This window comes from Halomonas sediminis, assembly GCF_044871105.1.
GTDB classification, from domain to species: Bacteria; Pseudomonadota; Gammaproteobacteria; order Pseudomonadales; family Halomonadaceae; genus Vreelandella; species Vreelandella zhuhanensis.
Genome location: NZ_CP085246.1, coordinates 102,472 through 116,469 on the forward strand (window position 1 = coordinate 102,472; position 13,998 = coordinate 116,469).

19 protein-coding genes are annotated in these 13,998 nt (G+C 56.4%); 3 read left to right on the top strand and 16 right to left on the bottom strand.

What is annotated here, in order from left to right:
• Positions 1-3: 3 nt before the first annotated feature.
• The 12 genes from fliQ to fliF form a co-directional block, all read right to left on the bottom strand.
• Positions 4-273, bottom strand: coding sequence for a flagellar biosynthesis protein FliQ (gene fliQ / locus LG290_RS00465; protein WP_499835794.1), 270 nt, complete (start codon positions 271-273; stop codon positions 4-6).
• 44 nt (positions 274-317) lie between these two features.
• Entirely contained in the window at positions 318-1,085 is a 768-nt protein-coding gene (fliP, locus tag LG290_RS00470; RefSeq protein WP_499835795.1) for a flagellar type III secretion system pore protein FliP, read from the bottom strand.
• A gap of 8 nt (positions 1,086-1,093) precedes the next feature.
• Positions 1,094-1,546: a flagellar biosynthetic protein FliO gene (fliO, locus tag LG290_RS00475; protein ID WP_499835796.1), complete on the bottom strand. Its 453-nt coding sequence runs from the start codon at positions 1,544-1,546 to the stop codon at positions 1,094-1,096.
• Positions 1,543-2,085, bottom strand: a complete 543-nt coding sequence (fliN, locus tag LG290_RS00480; protein WP_499835797.1) for a flagellar motor switch protein FliN — start codon at positions 2,083-2,085, stop codon at positions 1,543-1,545. Before fliN ends, fliO begins: the two co-directional genes overlap by 4 nt.
• Positions 2,078-3,133, bottom strand: a complete 1,056-nt coding sequence (gene fliM, locus LG290_RS00485) for a flagellar motor switch protein FliM (RefSeq protein ID WP_499835798.1) — start codon at positions 3,131-3,133, stop codon at positions 2,078-2,080. Before fliM ends, fliN begins: the two co-directional genes overlap by 8 nt.
• Before the next feature lie 20 nt (positions 3,134-3,153).
• Complete coding sequence (fliL, locus tag LG290_RS00490; protein WP_499835799.1) at positions 3,154-3,627, bottom strand: flagellar basal body-associated protein FliL; 474 nt, start codon at positions 3,625-3,627, stop codon at positions 3,154-3,156.
• 132 nt (positions 3,628-3,759) lie between these two features.
• On the bottom strand, positions 3,760-4,911 hold the full coding sequence (locus LG290_RS00495; RefSeq protein ID WP_499835801.1) for a flagellar hook-length control protein FliK: 1,152 nt from the start codon (positions 4,909-4,911) through the stop codon (positions 3,760-3,762).
• Positions 4,912-4,928: 17 nt separating this feature from the next.
• Positions 4,929-5,384: a flagellar export protein FliJ gene (gene fliJ / locus LG290_RS00500; RefSeq protein ID WP_499835802.1), complete on the bottom strand. Its 456-nt coding sequence runs from the start codon at positions 5,382-5,384 to the stop codon at positions 4,929-4,931.
• Positions 5,381-6,754 (bottom strand): flagellar protein export ATPase FliI, encoded by a 1,374-nt coding sequence (gene fliI, locus LG290_RS00505; protein WP_499835803.1) that lies wholly within the window; start codon positions 6,752-6,754, stop codon positions 5,381-5,383. Before fliI ends, fliJ begins: the two co-directional genes overlap by 4 nt.
• A gap of 8 nt (positions 6,755-6,762) precedes the next feature.
• A complete protein-coding gene (locus tag LG290_RS00510; protein WP_499835804.1) occupies positions 6,763-7,542 on the bottom strand; it encodes a flagellar assembly protein FliH in 780 nt (259 codons plus the stop codon).
• Positions 7,535-8,542, bottom strand: a complete 1,008-nt coding sequence (fliG, locus tag LG290_RS00515; RefSeq protein WP_499835805.1) for a flagellar motor switch protein FliG — start codon at positions 8,540-8,542, stop codon at positions 7,535-7,537. The genes LG290_RS00510 and fliG overlap by 8 nt, the downstream gene beginning before the upstream one ends.
• On the bottom strand, positions 8,539-10,317 hold the full coding sequence (fliF, locus tag LG290_RS00520) for a flagellar basal-body MS-ring/collar protein FliF (RefSeq protein WP_499835806.1): 1,779 nt from the start codon (positions 10,315-10,317) through the stop codon (positions 8,539-8,541). Before fliF ends, fliG begins: the two co-directional genes overlap by 4 nt.
• Before the next feature lie 256 nt (positions 10,318-10,573).
• On the opposite strand from fliF, the gene fliE reads away from it, so the two are divergent.
• The gene (gene fliE / locus LG290_RS00525) at positions 10,574-10,903 is read left to right on the top strand and encodes a flagellar hook-basal body complex protein FliE (RefSeq protein ID WP_499835807.1); all 330 of its coding nucleotides are present in this window, start codon (positions 10,574-10,576) and stop codon (positions 10,901-10,903) included.
• Between the two features lie 17 nt (positions 10,904-10,920).
• Here fliE and fliD read toward each other — a convergent pair whose 3' ends face one another.
• The 4 genes from fliD to LG290_RS00545 form a co-directional block, all read right to left on the bottom strand.
• On the bottom strand, positions 10,921-12,300 hold the full coding sequence (gene fliD / locus LG290_RS00530) for a flagellar filament capping protein FliD (protein ID WP_499835808.1): 1,380 nt from the start codon (positions 12,298-12,300) through the stop codon (positions 10,921-10,923).
• Between the two features lie 203 nt (positions 12,301-12,503).
• Complete coding sequence (locus LG290_RS00535; protein ID WP_499835809.1) at positions 12,504-12,695, bottom strand: hypothetical protein; 192 nt, start codon at positions 12,693-12,695, stop codon at positions 12,504-12,506.
• On the bottom strand, positions 12,692-13,051 hold the full coding sequence (locus LG290_RS00540; RefSeq protein WP_499835810.1) for a hypothetical protein: 360 nt from the start codon (positions 13,049-13,051) through the stop codon (positions 12,692-12,694). The genes LG290_RS00535 and LG290_RS00540 overlap by 4 nt, the downstream gene beginning before the upstream one ends.
• Positions 13,052-13,159: 108 nt before the next feature.
• Positions 13,160-13,282 carry a hypothetical protein gene (locus LG290_RS00545; protein ID WP_499835811.1) on the bottom strand — a complete coding sequence of 41 codons (123 nt, stop codon included), beginning with the start codon at positions 13,280-13,282 and terminating at the stop codon, positions 13,160-13,162.
• Positions 13,283-13,389: 107 nt separating this feature from the next.
• Here LG290_RS00545 and LG290_RS00550 point away from each other — a divergent pair, with 107 nt between their 5' ends.
• Positions 13,390-13,575: a type II toxin-antitoxin system RelE/ParE family toxin gene (locus tag LG290_RS00550; RefSeq protein ID WP_499835812.1), complete on the top strand. Its 186-nt coding sequence runs from the start codon at positions 13,390-13,392 to the stop codon at positions 13,573-13,575.
• A 10-nt stretch (positions 13,576-13,585) separates the two neighbouring features.
• Entirely contained in the window at positions 13,586-13,873 is a 288-nt protein-coding gene (locus LG290_RS00555) for a HigA family addiction module antitoxin (RefSeq protein WP_499835813.1), read from the top strand.
• The last annotated feature ends 125 nt before the right edge of the window (positions 13,874-13,998 follow it).

The window sequence follows — 13,998 nt, forward strand, 5'->3', positions numbered from 1 at the left end:
TGGTCACATCACCATGCTGGGGATGTTGATAAACAACTGACGCGTGAAGTCGACGATCAGACCTATCAGCCAGGGACCGGCGAAGACCAGCACGGCAAAGACGGCGAGGATCTTGGGAATAAACGTCAGCGTCATTTCGTTGATCTGAGTCGCGGCTTGGAAAAGGCTGACGATAAGGCCGGTCATCAAGGCGGCCATCAGTATCGGGCCGCCAAGAAATAGCGTGACGCGCATCCCTTGGTAGGCAATATTCATGACCATTTCAGGGGTCATTGGAGGTGCTCCTTTCGCCGCCGGTATAGGCTTGGCCTGCCGGACTAGATCATGTAAAAACTTTCCGCCAAGGAGCCGATGATCAGGTGCCAGCCGTCTACCAGAACAAACAACATCAACTTGAACGGCAAGGAAATCGTGATGGGCGGTACCATCATCATCCCCAAGGCCATCAGCGTACTGGCCACTACCAAGTCGATAATCAGGAAAGGAATGAAAATCGTGAACCCGATCTGGAAGGCGGTTTTCAACTCGCTGGTGACAAAGGAAGGCAAGAGAACCCGCATGGGCAAGTCTTCCGGGCCTTGCAAGGGCCCGACATCCGCCAGACGTGCAAACATGGCGATATCCGGTTCCCGCGTCTGGGCCAACATGAATTCACGAAAAGGCTGTTGAGCTATCCGCATGAATTCTTCGAAATTGATGGTTTCTTCGGTCAAGGGTAGCCATGCATTATCATAGACTTGAGCCAATACCGGCGACATGACGAAAAACGTCAAGAAAAGTGCAAGCCCCAGTAAGACCTGGTTAGGAGGCGTCGCCTGGGTACCCATTGCCGTGCGCAATAGGCTGAGCACGATGATGATCCGGGTAAAGCTGGTCATCATCAGCAAAATTGCCGGCAGAAAAGCCATGCTGCTGAGCAGAAGTAACGTTTGCAGGCTCAGTGACCATTGCTGCCCGCCGCCTTCCAAGGGCTTGCTCACTATGCCTGGAATCTCTTGAGCACCGGCAGCGAGCGGTAGCAGCAAAGCCAGGCCGATCAAACCTATTGCAAGCAGACGTTGCCAGCTAGGCAAGGAGTACGGCATCCAGTGTCTCATTGAGTATGACGAGAATCGGAAGGTGCATGGGGGGCACCTTTCTTTTGCTTCGAATAGGCGTTTATGGCCTGGTCCAGCCGTCGGGAAAAGCCATTCTGTGAGGAAAAGGACGTTGCATCTCGTCCTTCCGGCACGGGTAGCTCATGCAGTTTGGTGATTCGCCCGCTGCCGACACCCAGGACCAACCAGGTATCTTCCACCTGGATAACCACCACACGCTCACGGTTACCTACCGCTGAGGTTCCCACTACCTTGAGGTGAGCCCCATGGTGGAAGCGTTGCGTGTTCCAGCGGCGCAGCAGTGCGGTACAAGCAAGAATGATGGCAATCACCAGTGCCAGGGCAGCAGCGGTTTTACCCAAGGTTGCCATGCCTAGCAAGGCGTCACTGCCGTTACCTAGTGCTTCGAGTGGCGCACTGTCCTGTGCGGAAGGAGTATCGGCATTCATCGGTTCAGCTTGTGAATCCGTTCGGAGGGAGTGATGATCTCGGTAATACGAATGCCGTATTTATCGTCCACTACCACGACTTCCCCTTGAGCCACGAGATAGCCGTTGATCAGGATATCCATAGGCTCACCGGCCAGGCCCTCAAGCTCGATCACCGACCCCTGAGCGAGCTCGAGCAACTGCTTGATAGTGAGCTTGGTGCGACCCAGTTCCACGGTCAACTTGACCGGGATATCCATGATCATTTCCAGATCACGCGGCTGACCCGTGCCGGTATCCTGCGATAGCGGACGAAATATCTCCTCACTGGCCGGCTTGGCCGGCGAAGCAGGTTGCTCTGGCTGCGCTGCATCCTGGTGGGCGGCCTGTTCTTCCTCGGCGGATTGCTGTTCCGCCATGGCGGCGGCCCAAGGATCATCCTCCTCGAGCAAGGCTTCCTTGCTGGGGGTGGTGTCCTGCTCGGTTTTATCCTGCTCGGACATGGCGGCGGCCCGGTCATCATCAGAAATATTCTGATCGGGCTTGTTGGGATCAGTCATGCTTGAATTCCTTGGCTTGCTTCAGCGGTGACCCCTTGATGAAGTCGTTGGACGATACATTGTTCATGGCCGCATGGTCGAGCATGCGGGAGACCCGCAGTGCTCGCTGCTGATTTTGGCTGCCGTAGTCGCATTCCATGACCGGTACACCATCAACACTGGCCACGACCGTGCCGGGCAGGTCGAAAGGCAGGACGTCACCTTTCTTGAGTGACATGACATGGGCGATACGGCTAGGGATCTTGGCAAACTCTGCCACCAGTTCGATTTCCGACTGGCGCAGTTCGCTAGCCATGCGCTTTGTCCAGGAGCCGTCCTGAGCCTGTTTGCTGTCGTTGACCGGGTTGGCCAACAGGTCCCGCAACGGCTCAATCATGGCGTAGGGCATTGAAATCTGAAATTGACTCGAAAGATTGCCTACTTCCAGATTGAAATGAGTATTCACCACGATCTCGTTAGGAGAATTGGTGATGTTGGCAAATTTCGACTGGACTTCCGAACGTAGAAACTGGATATCGAGAGGATAAATAACTTTCCAGGCTTGTTCGTAGGCATCGATCGCCAGCTTTAACAGCCGCTGAATAATGCGTTGTTCGGTGTTGGTGAAATCGCGCCCTTCGGATTTTGTTACAAAACGTCCGTCGCCTCCAAAGAGGTTATCCACCACCATGTAGACCAGGTTGGGAGGGAAAACCATCAATGCCGAGCCACGTAGAGGTTTCATGGCGACAATGTTGATGTTGGTAGGTACCGGTACGTTACGCGAGAAATCACTGAAGCTTTGGTAGCGTACCGACTCCACGGTAATATCGACACTACGTCGAATCAGGTTGAACATGCCCGTGCGGAAATAGCGCGCAAAACGTTCATTGATGAAGTCCAGGGCGTGCAGGCGCTCGCGAAGCACACGATGTTGTGTGGAAGGATCATAGGGACGAATGCGGGCTTCGTCTTTTGATTGAGCCGTTGACGAAGGTTCATCCTCACCACTGACGCCCTTTAAAATGGCATCAATTTCTTCCTGGGACAGTAGATCGTCCTGCGACATGACGGCTCCAGATTCCCGGGTTATTGCACGATGAATTCAGTAAAGAGCACTTCACGTAAATCCAGCAGAGGCTGATTTTCTGCCATGGGCACACTGAGCCGGCCAATGACCTCATTCGCCAGCTGCTGTTTACCTTCCGCTGACGTCAAATCATTGGCCTGCTTACCGGAAAACAAGGTGAGCAAGCGGCTGCGTACCTGGGGCATATGCTCTTCCAGGAGCTCCTTGTTCTGCTGTTCGCCGACACGCAGCGTAACGCCCACATATAATAATCGTGAGCCATAAGTGTCATCTGCCAAGTTGACCGTAAACGGTTCGATACGCAGAAAAATGGGGGCCTGTCGTTGGGTCACTTGCTGTGCTTCGCTTGTCGCACTGTCTGTCTCACGGCCCATGACCATATACAGGGCAGCGGCGGCACCTGCTGAAGAAAGCAGCACCAGAAATACCATGATCCAGAGCAGCTTCTTCGATCCATTGTTTGATTCTGCCATTATTGTTCCTGTTAACTCCGAGCTTGGCCCCAGTGAGGCGTATTATGCCTAAAACTGGCATGGCTGATGAAAGGAACAAGCCCGCGGAGCGAGCCTATCTCTTGTTTTAACTTTTTTTCTTGCAGCGCTTTTCTAGGCGTAGAGATCAACGCGACCATCCAAAGAGGCGGTCAAGGTAGAAGATGCTTGTGCATCGCCTTCGCTGTCACTCACCTCCGTTCCAATGGTGCCTGTGCCTGGTTGGCCGGGTGATTTCTGACCGGCAAGTTGTTGCCCATCAGGTTGATCTCCTACAGAGGTTTCGCCTAATGAGATGCCCTGTTCGGCCAAGGCTTCTCGCAACTGAGGAATGGCCTGTTCGATGACTTGGCGCACCTGAGCGTGAGCGGAAAGAAAGTGAGCTTGGGTGCCTTGCTCACTGACCTTCAAGGATATGGAAAGGGGACCCAGTTCGGCGGGGTGAATTTGCATTTGAATCTGCTGCTCGCCACCCCGCTGAGTGAACTGCATCAGTTGTTGACCAAGCTGTTGCGGCCAGGCTTGATGAGCCACCGGCGTGGATATGCTGGCTTGTGCAGGTGCCGATGTCACTGCATTCAAGCCCACCAGACTTGGCTGAGACTGAGAGGAAGGCTGGGCTTGCATGCCGGCGGACAGGGAAGACTCTGACGTGGGAAGACTTCCGCCGGCAAGTCGACTGTCCACCAAGGGGGTACCCATACTTTCGCTGGCTGGGCGCTGAAGTTGTGTCGTGTCCAGGGATGGCCGTATGGCCTGAGCTTGTTGAGACAATGCCAAGGCATCCAGCAGGGAAGCCCGAGAGGTATCACTGCCTTGAGATGGCGTTGATAATTGAGCTGAAGACGCCGCCATGCTGCGTGCCAGCTCAGTGAGCTGTACTAGCGGGGTCATTTCGCCCCTTTGCAGGCTCTTGCCTTCAGCACTCACTTCAAGGGTGTCGAACTCGGCCAACAGTGCAAGGCGCGCAGCAATTTCATTCAGGCCGGTGGCTTCAGTCGTCAATCCGTCTTGTGGCTGTTCGAGTAGCGCTTCCAGTTCTTGTGCACTGATATCCAGATCGAGTGATTCAGCTTCCAGGGATTGCAGCAAGTCGGCATAGGGAGCGGCTGAGTCCAAGGCGCTCTTGCCCTGTTGAGCCGAGGCCTTGGCTAACGCATTATCGAACAATCCTGCTTTCCGTACGCCGGCTTCACTAGAACTGGCCTGAAGGCTAGGCGGATTATTCTGGCCCTGAGCGGCCGAAAGTAACATTTGAATAGTCATGTCATTCCCTGGAGCCGCTAATAGGAGCGGGTATCGGCAAGGCGGCGAGCCAAACGACCGTTCACCAAGTCATCGCTGGTTCTTTGCTCGCGTTGTTGTTCATTGCGTTGTTGCTCGGTCGCCCGGCGTGAGGCCAATGTATCGTAGGAAGACAGCTTGCGCTGCTCTTGCTGCCAATAGTGCTGGCTTTGCGTAACGCGCTGCTGCTGGGCGGCCAATGCCTGGCGCGCCTTCACCAGAGCGGCGTCCAGCGAGGCGAGAAATTGCTGGTAATTGTACATGCTTGCCGGATCGATACCCTGACGCATGGAGGTTTGTAGACGCTGGGCATATTCCTGGCGGTAACGCCCCAGCGATTCCACTTGCGCCACGGTCTGTTGTTCGTTGTTGCGTTCGTTGGCGAGTGCAAGACCGGCCTGGTCACGTGAACGTCGAGCCAGTTCGATCAAGGTATCAAATTGCGATGTACTCATGACTGCCCTCCTACGACCGCTTCAAGTGCTTGATGCGACTGGTCCATGGTTGCACATTCTTTCATCTCTTGCTGCAAGAAGCGTTCAAGCTCGGGGAAGCGTTGAACGGCTTCATCCAGTTGTGAATCATGCCCTGGACTGTAGGCGCCGACACTGATCAGGTCACGGTTGCGTTGGTACCTTGAGAAGAGACGTTTGAAGCGCTGGGCATGACGTTGCTGCTGCGCTGTGGTGATTGCTGTCATGGCACGGCTGATGGAGGCCTCGATATCGATGGCAGGATAATGTCCCGCTTCGGCCAAGGTCCGAGAAAGCACAATATGGCCGTCCAGAATGGCGCGTGCCGAATCGGCGATGGGATCTTGCTGGTCATCCCCTTCCGTGAGTACGGTATAAAAGGCGGTAATCGAGCCGCCCCCGCGTTCGGCATTTCCGGCACGCTCGACCAGGCCGGGGAGCTTGGCGAATACGGAAGGCGGGTAGCCCTTGGTCGCGGGCGGTTCACCGATTGCCAGGGCGATTTCGCGTTGGGCCATGGCATAACGCGTCAAGGAATCCATAATCAATAGCACGTTACGCCCTTCATCACGAAACCCTTCCGCTAGCCGTGTGGCGTAGGCAGCACCCTGCAATCGCTGCAGCGGCGAGGTGTCCGCGGGTGCCGCCACCACCACGGCGCGCCGCCGTCCTTCGGGGCCGAGAATATTGTCGATGAAGTCTTGAACCTCGCGGCCCCTTTCACCAATCAAGCCCACGACGATCACATCGGCCTGGGTATAACGCGCCATCATGCCCAGCAATACCGACTTGCCCACCCCGGAGCCGGCAAACAAGCCCATACGCTGGCCGCGTCCCACGCTGAGTAACGCATTGATGGCGCGGATACCCACATCGATCTGGGCGTCGATCGGTGCCCGCGCGAGAGGGTTCAAGGGGGTTGTTGCCAAGGTGGCGCGAGGGCATTCTTCCACACTCTCGCGATCATCCAGGGGGTTGCCGTTGCCGTCCAGCACTCGGCCCAGCAAGGCGTCGCCGAGCGGGAAGCGCCGTGCACTATGACCGCTGCCTTCACCCAAGGGTGTCACGCGCGCGCCGGGCATCAAACCGGAAATTTCTTCAAGCGGCATCAAGAACAATTTGTCGCCTGCAAACCCGACCACCTCAGCTTCTGCATGGGTCTTGGTGCTGGGAAGCTCGATACGACAGGCACTGCCTACCGCCACACGCAAGCCTACGACTTCAATCACCATGCCGGTGGCGCGAATCACTCGCCCGCTGGTGCGATGATGGGGAAGGTGTTGAATACGTTGCTGGGTGCGCTGCAGCACATGCTGCCAATGCTGCCGGTGGGGGTTGCGAGTATCTGACATGAGTGACCTCAGCTTGTGGAGGACGACAAGGCATCTGCTGTGCCGGGAGGACGCTTGCGTACCTGTGCCTTTATCGCCTGCCAGCGCCCTTCGAACGTCGCGTCCAATTCACCTTGGGCGCTGGTCACTCTGCAGCCTCCGCGGGGCAGTTGGTCATCCGGCTGCAGCTTCCAGCCGGCAGCGTCGAGCTCAAGCCCCAGGTGCTCATCGACGAGCCTGTGGTCGTCTGGGTTCAACCATAATCGCTGCTGTCCGATTAAGGGAGGCTCGCTGTGTAAAAGCTCGCGAACGACCGTCAGGATATGGTCGGGGGTTTCGCTCAGCGCCTCTGCGGCAAGTTGCTTGCCAGTGGCCAAGGCGAGCTCCACCAAGTCGTGGGCGACGTCATCGTCAAGCTGGGTCAGGGCGTTGCTAAATTGCTCGGCAAGGGTCTTGATGGGGCTTAAGTTGGCCTTGAGCTGTTGTTGCAGCTCTTGCTCCGCTTGTTTGCGTGCCTCTGCCAGACCTTGCTCAAGCCCCTCGGCATGGCCGCGGTCGAACCCTGCCTGGTGACCTTCTCGTTCGGCTTGCTGGCGAATCCTGTCATCCAGCGCCTGGCGCTCTTGCTGTTCGCATTGACGTGCCTGTTCGGCGGCCTTCTGTGCGGCCTGAATGTTACCTCGCTGTTGCGAGGCGGGATCTTCCTGGGGCGTAGGGATGGCCCCGTTTGACGGCTTGGGCAGTTCGCCCATCTGCCAGCGCCGCCAATCGCCGTGGCGATCGAACGTAGGGGCGCGTGGATCAGACATAGGCATCGTCTCCGCCAGCCAGCACTATCTCGCCGGCATCGGCCAGGCGGCGTACCACCTGAAGAATCGCCTTTTGCTCGGTTTCGACTTGAGAGACCCGAATCGGACCGCGTGCCTCCATGTCTTCACGTATCAGAACGGCAGCACGCTGGGACATGTTGAGCAGGAATTTGTCGACAAGACTGTCCTGAGCGCCTTTGAGGGCCACCACCAGAGAGTTGGTGTCGATTTCCTGCAGCACCATCTGAATCGCACGGTTGTCCAGGTCGAACAGGTTTTCGAACAGGAACATCTCGTCGATAATCTTCTGGGCCAGGTCGTCGCTGTGCGAACGCACCATCTCGATAGCAAGATCTTCTTGAGTGGAATTCATCAGGTTGAGAATTTCGGCTGCGGTTCTTACGCCGCCCTTCTTGCTGCGTTTGAGGTTCTGGCCTTCCAGCATGCTGGAAAGCACTTCGGTCAATTCCTGAAGTGCCGCCGGCTGAACGCCACTGAACGTGGCAATACGCAGCACCACGTCGTTGCGCAATTTTTCTTCGAACAGCTCCAGAATATTGGCCGCCTGATGACGCTCAAGATGTACCAGAATGGTAGTGATGATCTGAGGGTGCTCGTCATGGATAAGTTCCGCGACCATTGAGGCTTCCATCAGGTTGAGCGCATCGATACCGGAGTTGCTGCCAGTGGTTTCGAGAATATCCTCGATCAGACTCGAGGCGCGCTCGTTACCCAGTGCCTTGGACAGAATCGAGCGTATGTGCTCGCTGGAATTAAGGTTGAGCGCAACGAACTCTTCGGTTTGCTTGTGGAAGGCTTCCAGCACCAGCTTGATTTCTTCATGGGAGACCTGTTGCAAGCGATTCATTTCTATGCTGATTTCCTGGATTTCATTGGCACCCAGGTATTTGAAGATCTCGGCAGCGCTGTCTTCATCCAGAACCAGTAAAAGGATGGCGCTCTTGCGAGCACCGCTCATCTCGGCGATAGCATTACTCATGTGTTCATCCAGCTGCGAATGATCATGGCAACCATGCGAGGATCTTCCTGGGCCATTTCGCGTAGATCATTAAGGTTGTGTTCATACAGCGATGTCTTGCGCTGACGTTTCGGCTTGTTGTAGGTATCCTCGACGTCCTGATCATCCTCGCTCGCCTTCTCGCTCGCCTTGTTTTCCTTTTCCTCGCTGTCTTCGCCTACGTTCACCTGGAACCCGCCCGGCATTTGCGCCATGAGGGGCGGCTGGGTGTAGCGCTTTATCAGCGGCCGAAGAATCAAGAGGTAAAGCAGCAAGATGGCCAGAGCTACCAGCAAGTAGCGCCCCAGGTTGGCTGCCATGTCCAGAATTTCCGGACGTTGCCACCATTCGGGTAGTGCTGCTTCTTGTTCGGCGCGGCTGAAGGGGCTATTGACCACATCCACTGCATCGCCACGCGCCAGAGAGAACCCCATGGCCTGGCGTACCAGCCCTTCGATCTGCTGGACTTCAAGCTCCGTCAGGGGAACACGCACCCATTCTCCCGCCTCGTTGAGCTCGTCACGAAAGTTGACTACCACGGCGGCGGTCAGGCGTTCGATCTGGCCTCGGCGGTGTTGTATATGCTCGATACTACGGTCGACTTCGTAATTGACGACATCATCCTGGCGCAGGTTGCGTAATGCCTGCAGCGCTTGGGTCTGTTCCTCGTCCAGACCTTCCAGACCTTCCTCGTCAACATCGGGAAGGTTGATAGGCGAAGGGGCGGCACCCGGCGGGGTATTACTGAGGGCGCCGGGAATGCCCATGGCCAGTGCCTCATCCCCATCGTAAGACAGGCTGGATTGGCGGCTGCGCACGGCGGCTTCGTTGGGCGGCTGGTTGGGGCCGTAACGTTCCGAGGTTTCTTCCCGACGCGAGAAATCAATTTGCGCCGCCACCTGGGCGCGCACGTTATCGCTGCCGACTAGCGGTGTCAGGATACGCTCGATGCGCTGCTGGTAGGAGCGCTCGACTTCGGCGATATAGCTCAGTTGCGTACCGTCAAGACCATTGTTCTGGCGGGAATCGGCAGACAATAGGCGCCCATCCTGATTCACCACGGTCACGTCTTCTGCCGCAAGCTCGGGAACGCTGCTCGAGACCATATGCACGATGGCGCTGACCTGGCCGTCGCCGAGTACGCGACCGGGTAGCAAGGTCAGCACGACCGAGGCCTTGGCGGACTCACGGTCACGGACAAAGACCGAGGGCTTGGCCATGGACAGATGGACGCGCGCTTTTTCCACCGGCCCCAGCGATTCGATCGAGCGCCCGAGCTCACCTTCCAGGCCACGCTGGTAATTGATCTGTTCGGCAAATTGACTGATACCAAACGCCTGGGTTTCCATCAGCTCGAAGCCGACGTTGCCGCCCTTGGGAAGCCCTTGTTCTGCCAGTTGCAGGCGCAGGGCATGCACGTTCTCATCCGGCACCAGCAGGGCCCGCCCACCCTGACTGAAACGATAGGGAATGCCCCGCGACTCCAGCTCGGTGATGATGCGACCGCCATCCGCTTCTTCCAGGTTGGTATAAAGCACCCGATAATCCGGGCTGGACGCCCACAGCAGTAGAGCGACCACCACCGCGATGCTCGCAGCACCTGCTATTAACAGGGCTACCAGAGGATTGCCGCGCAGCTGTTGGACAATACGATCCCTGGAGGAGGCGCTTTTTGGCTCGGTATCCGTTGTTCCGTCAGTGGTTTTTTTATGGGTCGTGCTGTTCTGACGGCCGGGGGCCGTGCTGGCTTCGCTCATGCGTACTTCTCCGAAAAAGCGCAAACCAGCAGGCGGTCAAGGCGCATCACCAAACAAGGCATAGGCTGCATCCGTCAATCGCGGTTGTCCGCCAAAATGATGAGGCGGAATTATGATGAACGCCATTATCCGGTTGGGAGTCGAGCCTAAAGGAAAGAAAAGCCTGGGTTTCCGGGCGTATTTGCACGCACGAGCCATTGGTGAGCGGTGTTAATCTACCCGCATTATTTTATTTTTGGCTATTCGAGGCGTCTCAATGAGTGCACCCGCTATCCAGTCGGCGTTACAGCAGATGCAAGGCTTGGCCACGCAGGCAGCCGGGCATGAGCTCAAAGGCCAGCAACTGACGACCTCGGTAGGCCAAGGAAGTTTTGGTAGCGAGTTGCAGGCATCCATTCAGCGTATCAATCGGTTGCAACAAAATGCCAACACCAAGGCCGTGGCCTTTCAAGCCGGCGAGCCGGGTATCGAACTTAACGACCTGATGGTCGATATGCAAAAAGCCAGCGTGGCGTTTCAAATGGGTTTGCAGGTGCGTAATCGTTTGGTCACATCGTATCGGGATGTCATGAATATGCAGGTGTGATTGATTCTATCCTTGCGTTACTTGCGGCCTAACTGGGCATCCAGCGCATCGAACTGCTGGGTCAGGTAGTTGCTGGTAGAATTCATCTGGGCAATCATGCTGTCCAGCTGGCCGAACTGGGTGCGATAGCGCTCGATGGTTCGGTCGATACTTTGTTCCATGCGGCTGTAACGGTTGCCAAGGCTTTCGATACTGCTTTCCGCCCCGCTGATGGCGCCCTGAACCGCGCCATTGGACCCCAGCAATTGGCCGACGGTGGTATCCAGCTTGCCGGCCATGCCGGTATCGTCGCTGGTGCCGGCGAAGAACTCGGCCAGGGCGCCCTGGTCGTTGGCGATGATGTCATCGAGTTTGTCGCTATCGATTTCCAGGCTGCCGTCCAACTGCAGCGAAATGCCCACGTTGGAAAGCATGGAAAACTGGCCGTCGGCTACACCGCCACCCAAAACACCCCGCAGGCGCGATTCCACCGTGCGTATGGTGTTGTCGCCCAGCAAGTCACCGGCCTGACCGGTTTCACTGTCGAAGGCGGTCAGTTCGCCAATGCTGCCTTTCAGGTCGTTGAACGCCTTTACAAAGCCCGTCACGGCCTCACGCACCGCCAGGGTGTCTTGCTCCACCACCACGGTGCTGGTGGCGTTACCACCTTCCTGTAGGTTGAGCGTCACGCCCTGAATGGCGTCTTTGACTTCATTGATGGAGCTGGTGATTGTTACGCCGTTTACCTTGAGAGAGGCATCCTGCCCGGCGGTGTTTTGAATACTGGTGTCAACGGCCAGGCCCGCTCCTTCGCCGGTTAACCCGTTAAAAGTGATTCCTTGGATCGAAGTGTCGGCACCGGTTACGGTCGAACTCAGGGTTAAACGGTAACCTTCACCATCGTGGATCACAGAAGCGGAAACGCCACTATCTTCCTTGGCGTTGATGGCATCACGGATATCTTCCAGGCTGCTACCAGCGCCAACGATAACATCCACATCCACCGGTTCCGCCCCGGCGAAACTCAAGGTCAGGGTCTGGTCGTTATTAGCATCGATAATCGGGGCATTCGAATCCGTGACGCTCGTAGTGGCAAGGCTGCCGGCGGTGGCCAGCTGAATGACCTCTACATCGTAGCGTCCTGCGTTAGCCTCGGCGGTGGCGGTAGCACTTACCGATTCACCGCTCACGCTGGCGGAGAGGCTTGAGTACAGGGAGGAATCGTTGAGCTTGCCTATCGCGCTTTGGAAACTGGAAAGGCCGCTTTTCAACTGGCCGTAAGCGGAAATTCTGGTCTGCTGGCTTTCCAGTTGTCGCTCGATGGGGGCCAACTTGCCTCGTTCAGCATCCTTGAGCTGATCAAGCAGGCTATTGAGGTCCAGGCCGGAGCCGATGCCGAGTGAAGAAATTGAAGCCATATCATGCCGTCCTTTTCGTGATACCTGTGGTACCTATTCGTGGCACCTGCATCAAGATACTGGTTAATGCACTGTGGTTAATTTAACCCTATCGGCGGGATGAGGGCGAACTTGAGAAATTTTCCTGTCAAAAGCCTTTCCACACGCAAAACGCCAGCGGTAGGCATGCAGGAACGGTCGCTCAGATATGCACCGATAGTGATTTAACTCAGCATTGCCTGCGTATGTTCGCGCTGCTGCTTCACGGCATCATCCAGAATGCTCAGCAACTGGCCATAGTCTTCTGGCATCTGTTCATCCATCCCCGTTGCCTCAAAACGCTCAAGGGTGTGCTGCGTTTCGTCGATCACCGCTTGCAGTTTATCGATCAGGCGCTGGTGATCAGCAGGGGTCATGAGTCATCACGGGTTTGCCATGCCTGGATACGCTGATAAAGCTGTTTGGCTCTATCAATAGCGGTAGCTTCGTGGGTATCGAGGGTCAGGTAAATATCATGCCGTGAACCTTGCGTCACCGCTTCGAGTTCCGTTGCATAACGCTGAAGCAGGTGCTCCAGGTTCATGCGTATCATCAGAAGCTCCAGCTCAAATTCGCTTTTTAGCGTCTGGTAACGCTGTTGGTGTGCTGCGTCTTGAGTGAAAGCGCTGGGGGCAGCCAAGGTGCTTTTCACCTGTTTTTCGATGGTGTTGAGCTTAGGTATGAGGGAATACATGACCTCATACGCCGAGATACTGACGTGGCGGTCATTCACATTGGGCTCCCTTTTGTTATTCATCGAAAAAAACCGGCCCCACTTGGGAGCCGGTTCATTGTATCACTTAGCGATAAAGCGAATGCTCTATCGATGCCAAGCCTCAGATTAACCCAGCAGCGACAGCACGTTCTGCGGGATCTGGTTGGCCTGAGCCAGTACGCACCGCCAGCGTGGCTTCAAGGAGGTCAGCGGCGACCTGCCTTTAGTGGCGTGAGCGACGTGGAGCAAGGGGTCATCCTCCGTTATATAACAAGTAATGTGGCCATCTTAGATCTCAGGGCGAGGGTTTCCTGAGTATGCCGCGTTGCGTCATATGACGATTCGCGTTATATTGAATGCAGGGCAATGCCCTGAAGAAATTGCGCCAGTTGGATGCTGCCGATAACCTTGATGATCTGCGCATCCCACCCGGCAATCGACTGGAGGCCTTGCATGGTGACCGTGAAGGTCAGTACAGCATCCGCGCATCAACGACCAATGGCGGCTGTGCCCATGATATCGAAATCGTCGACTATCACTGAGGAGGCGACCATGACTGAACAACTGCCCAATATCCACCCGGGCGAGATCCTCCTTGAGGACTTCATTGAGCCCATGGGGCTGACCAAGAACGCCTTGGCCACCGCCATCGCCGTACCGGCCACCCGTATCGGCCAGATTGCCCGTGGCGAGCGCGCCATCACCGCCGATACCGACCTGCGCCTGTCTCGCTACTTCGGCACCAGCGAAGGCTACTGGCTGCGGCTGCAAAATGCCTACGACCTGGAGCAGGCCAAGCGCAAAGGTCGTTTTGACGGCATTCGCCCGCACGCGGCCTAACCTTTGTTGGAGGTCGCTTCAGCGGCGAGGGGTTCCCGAATTCCAGCACCCTAACCCAACCGCATGGTGGGAGGCCGCTTCAGCGGGCGAGGGGTTTCAGGCTTGGCGACCCAAAACATCGCGCG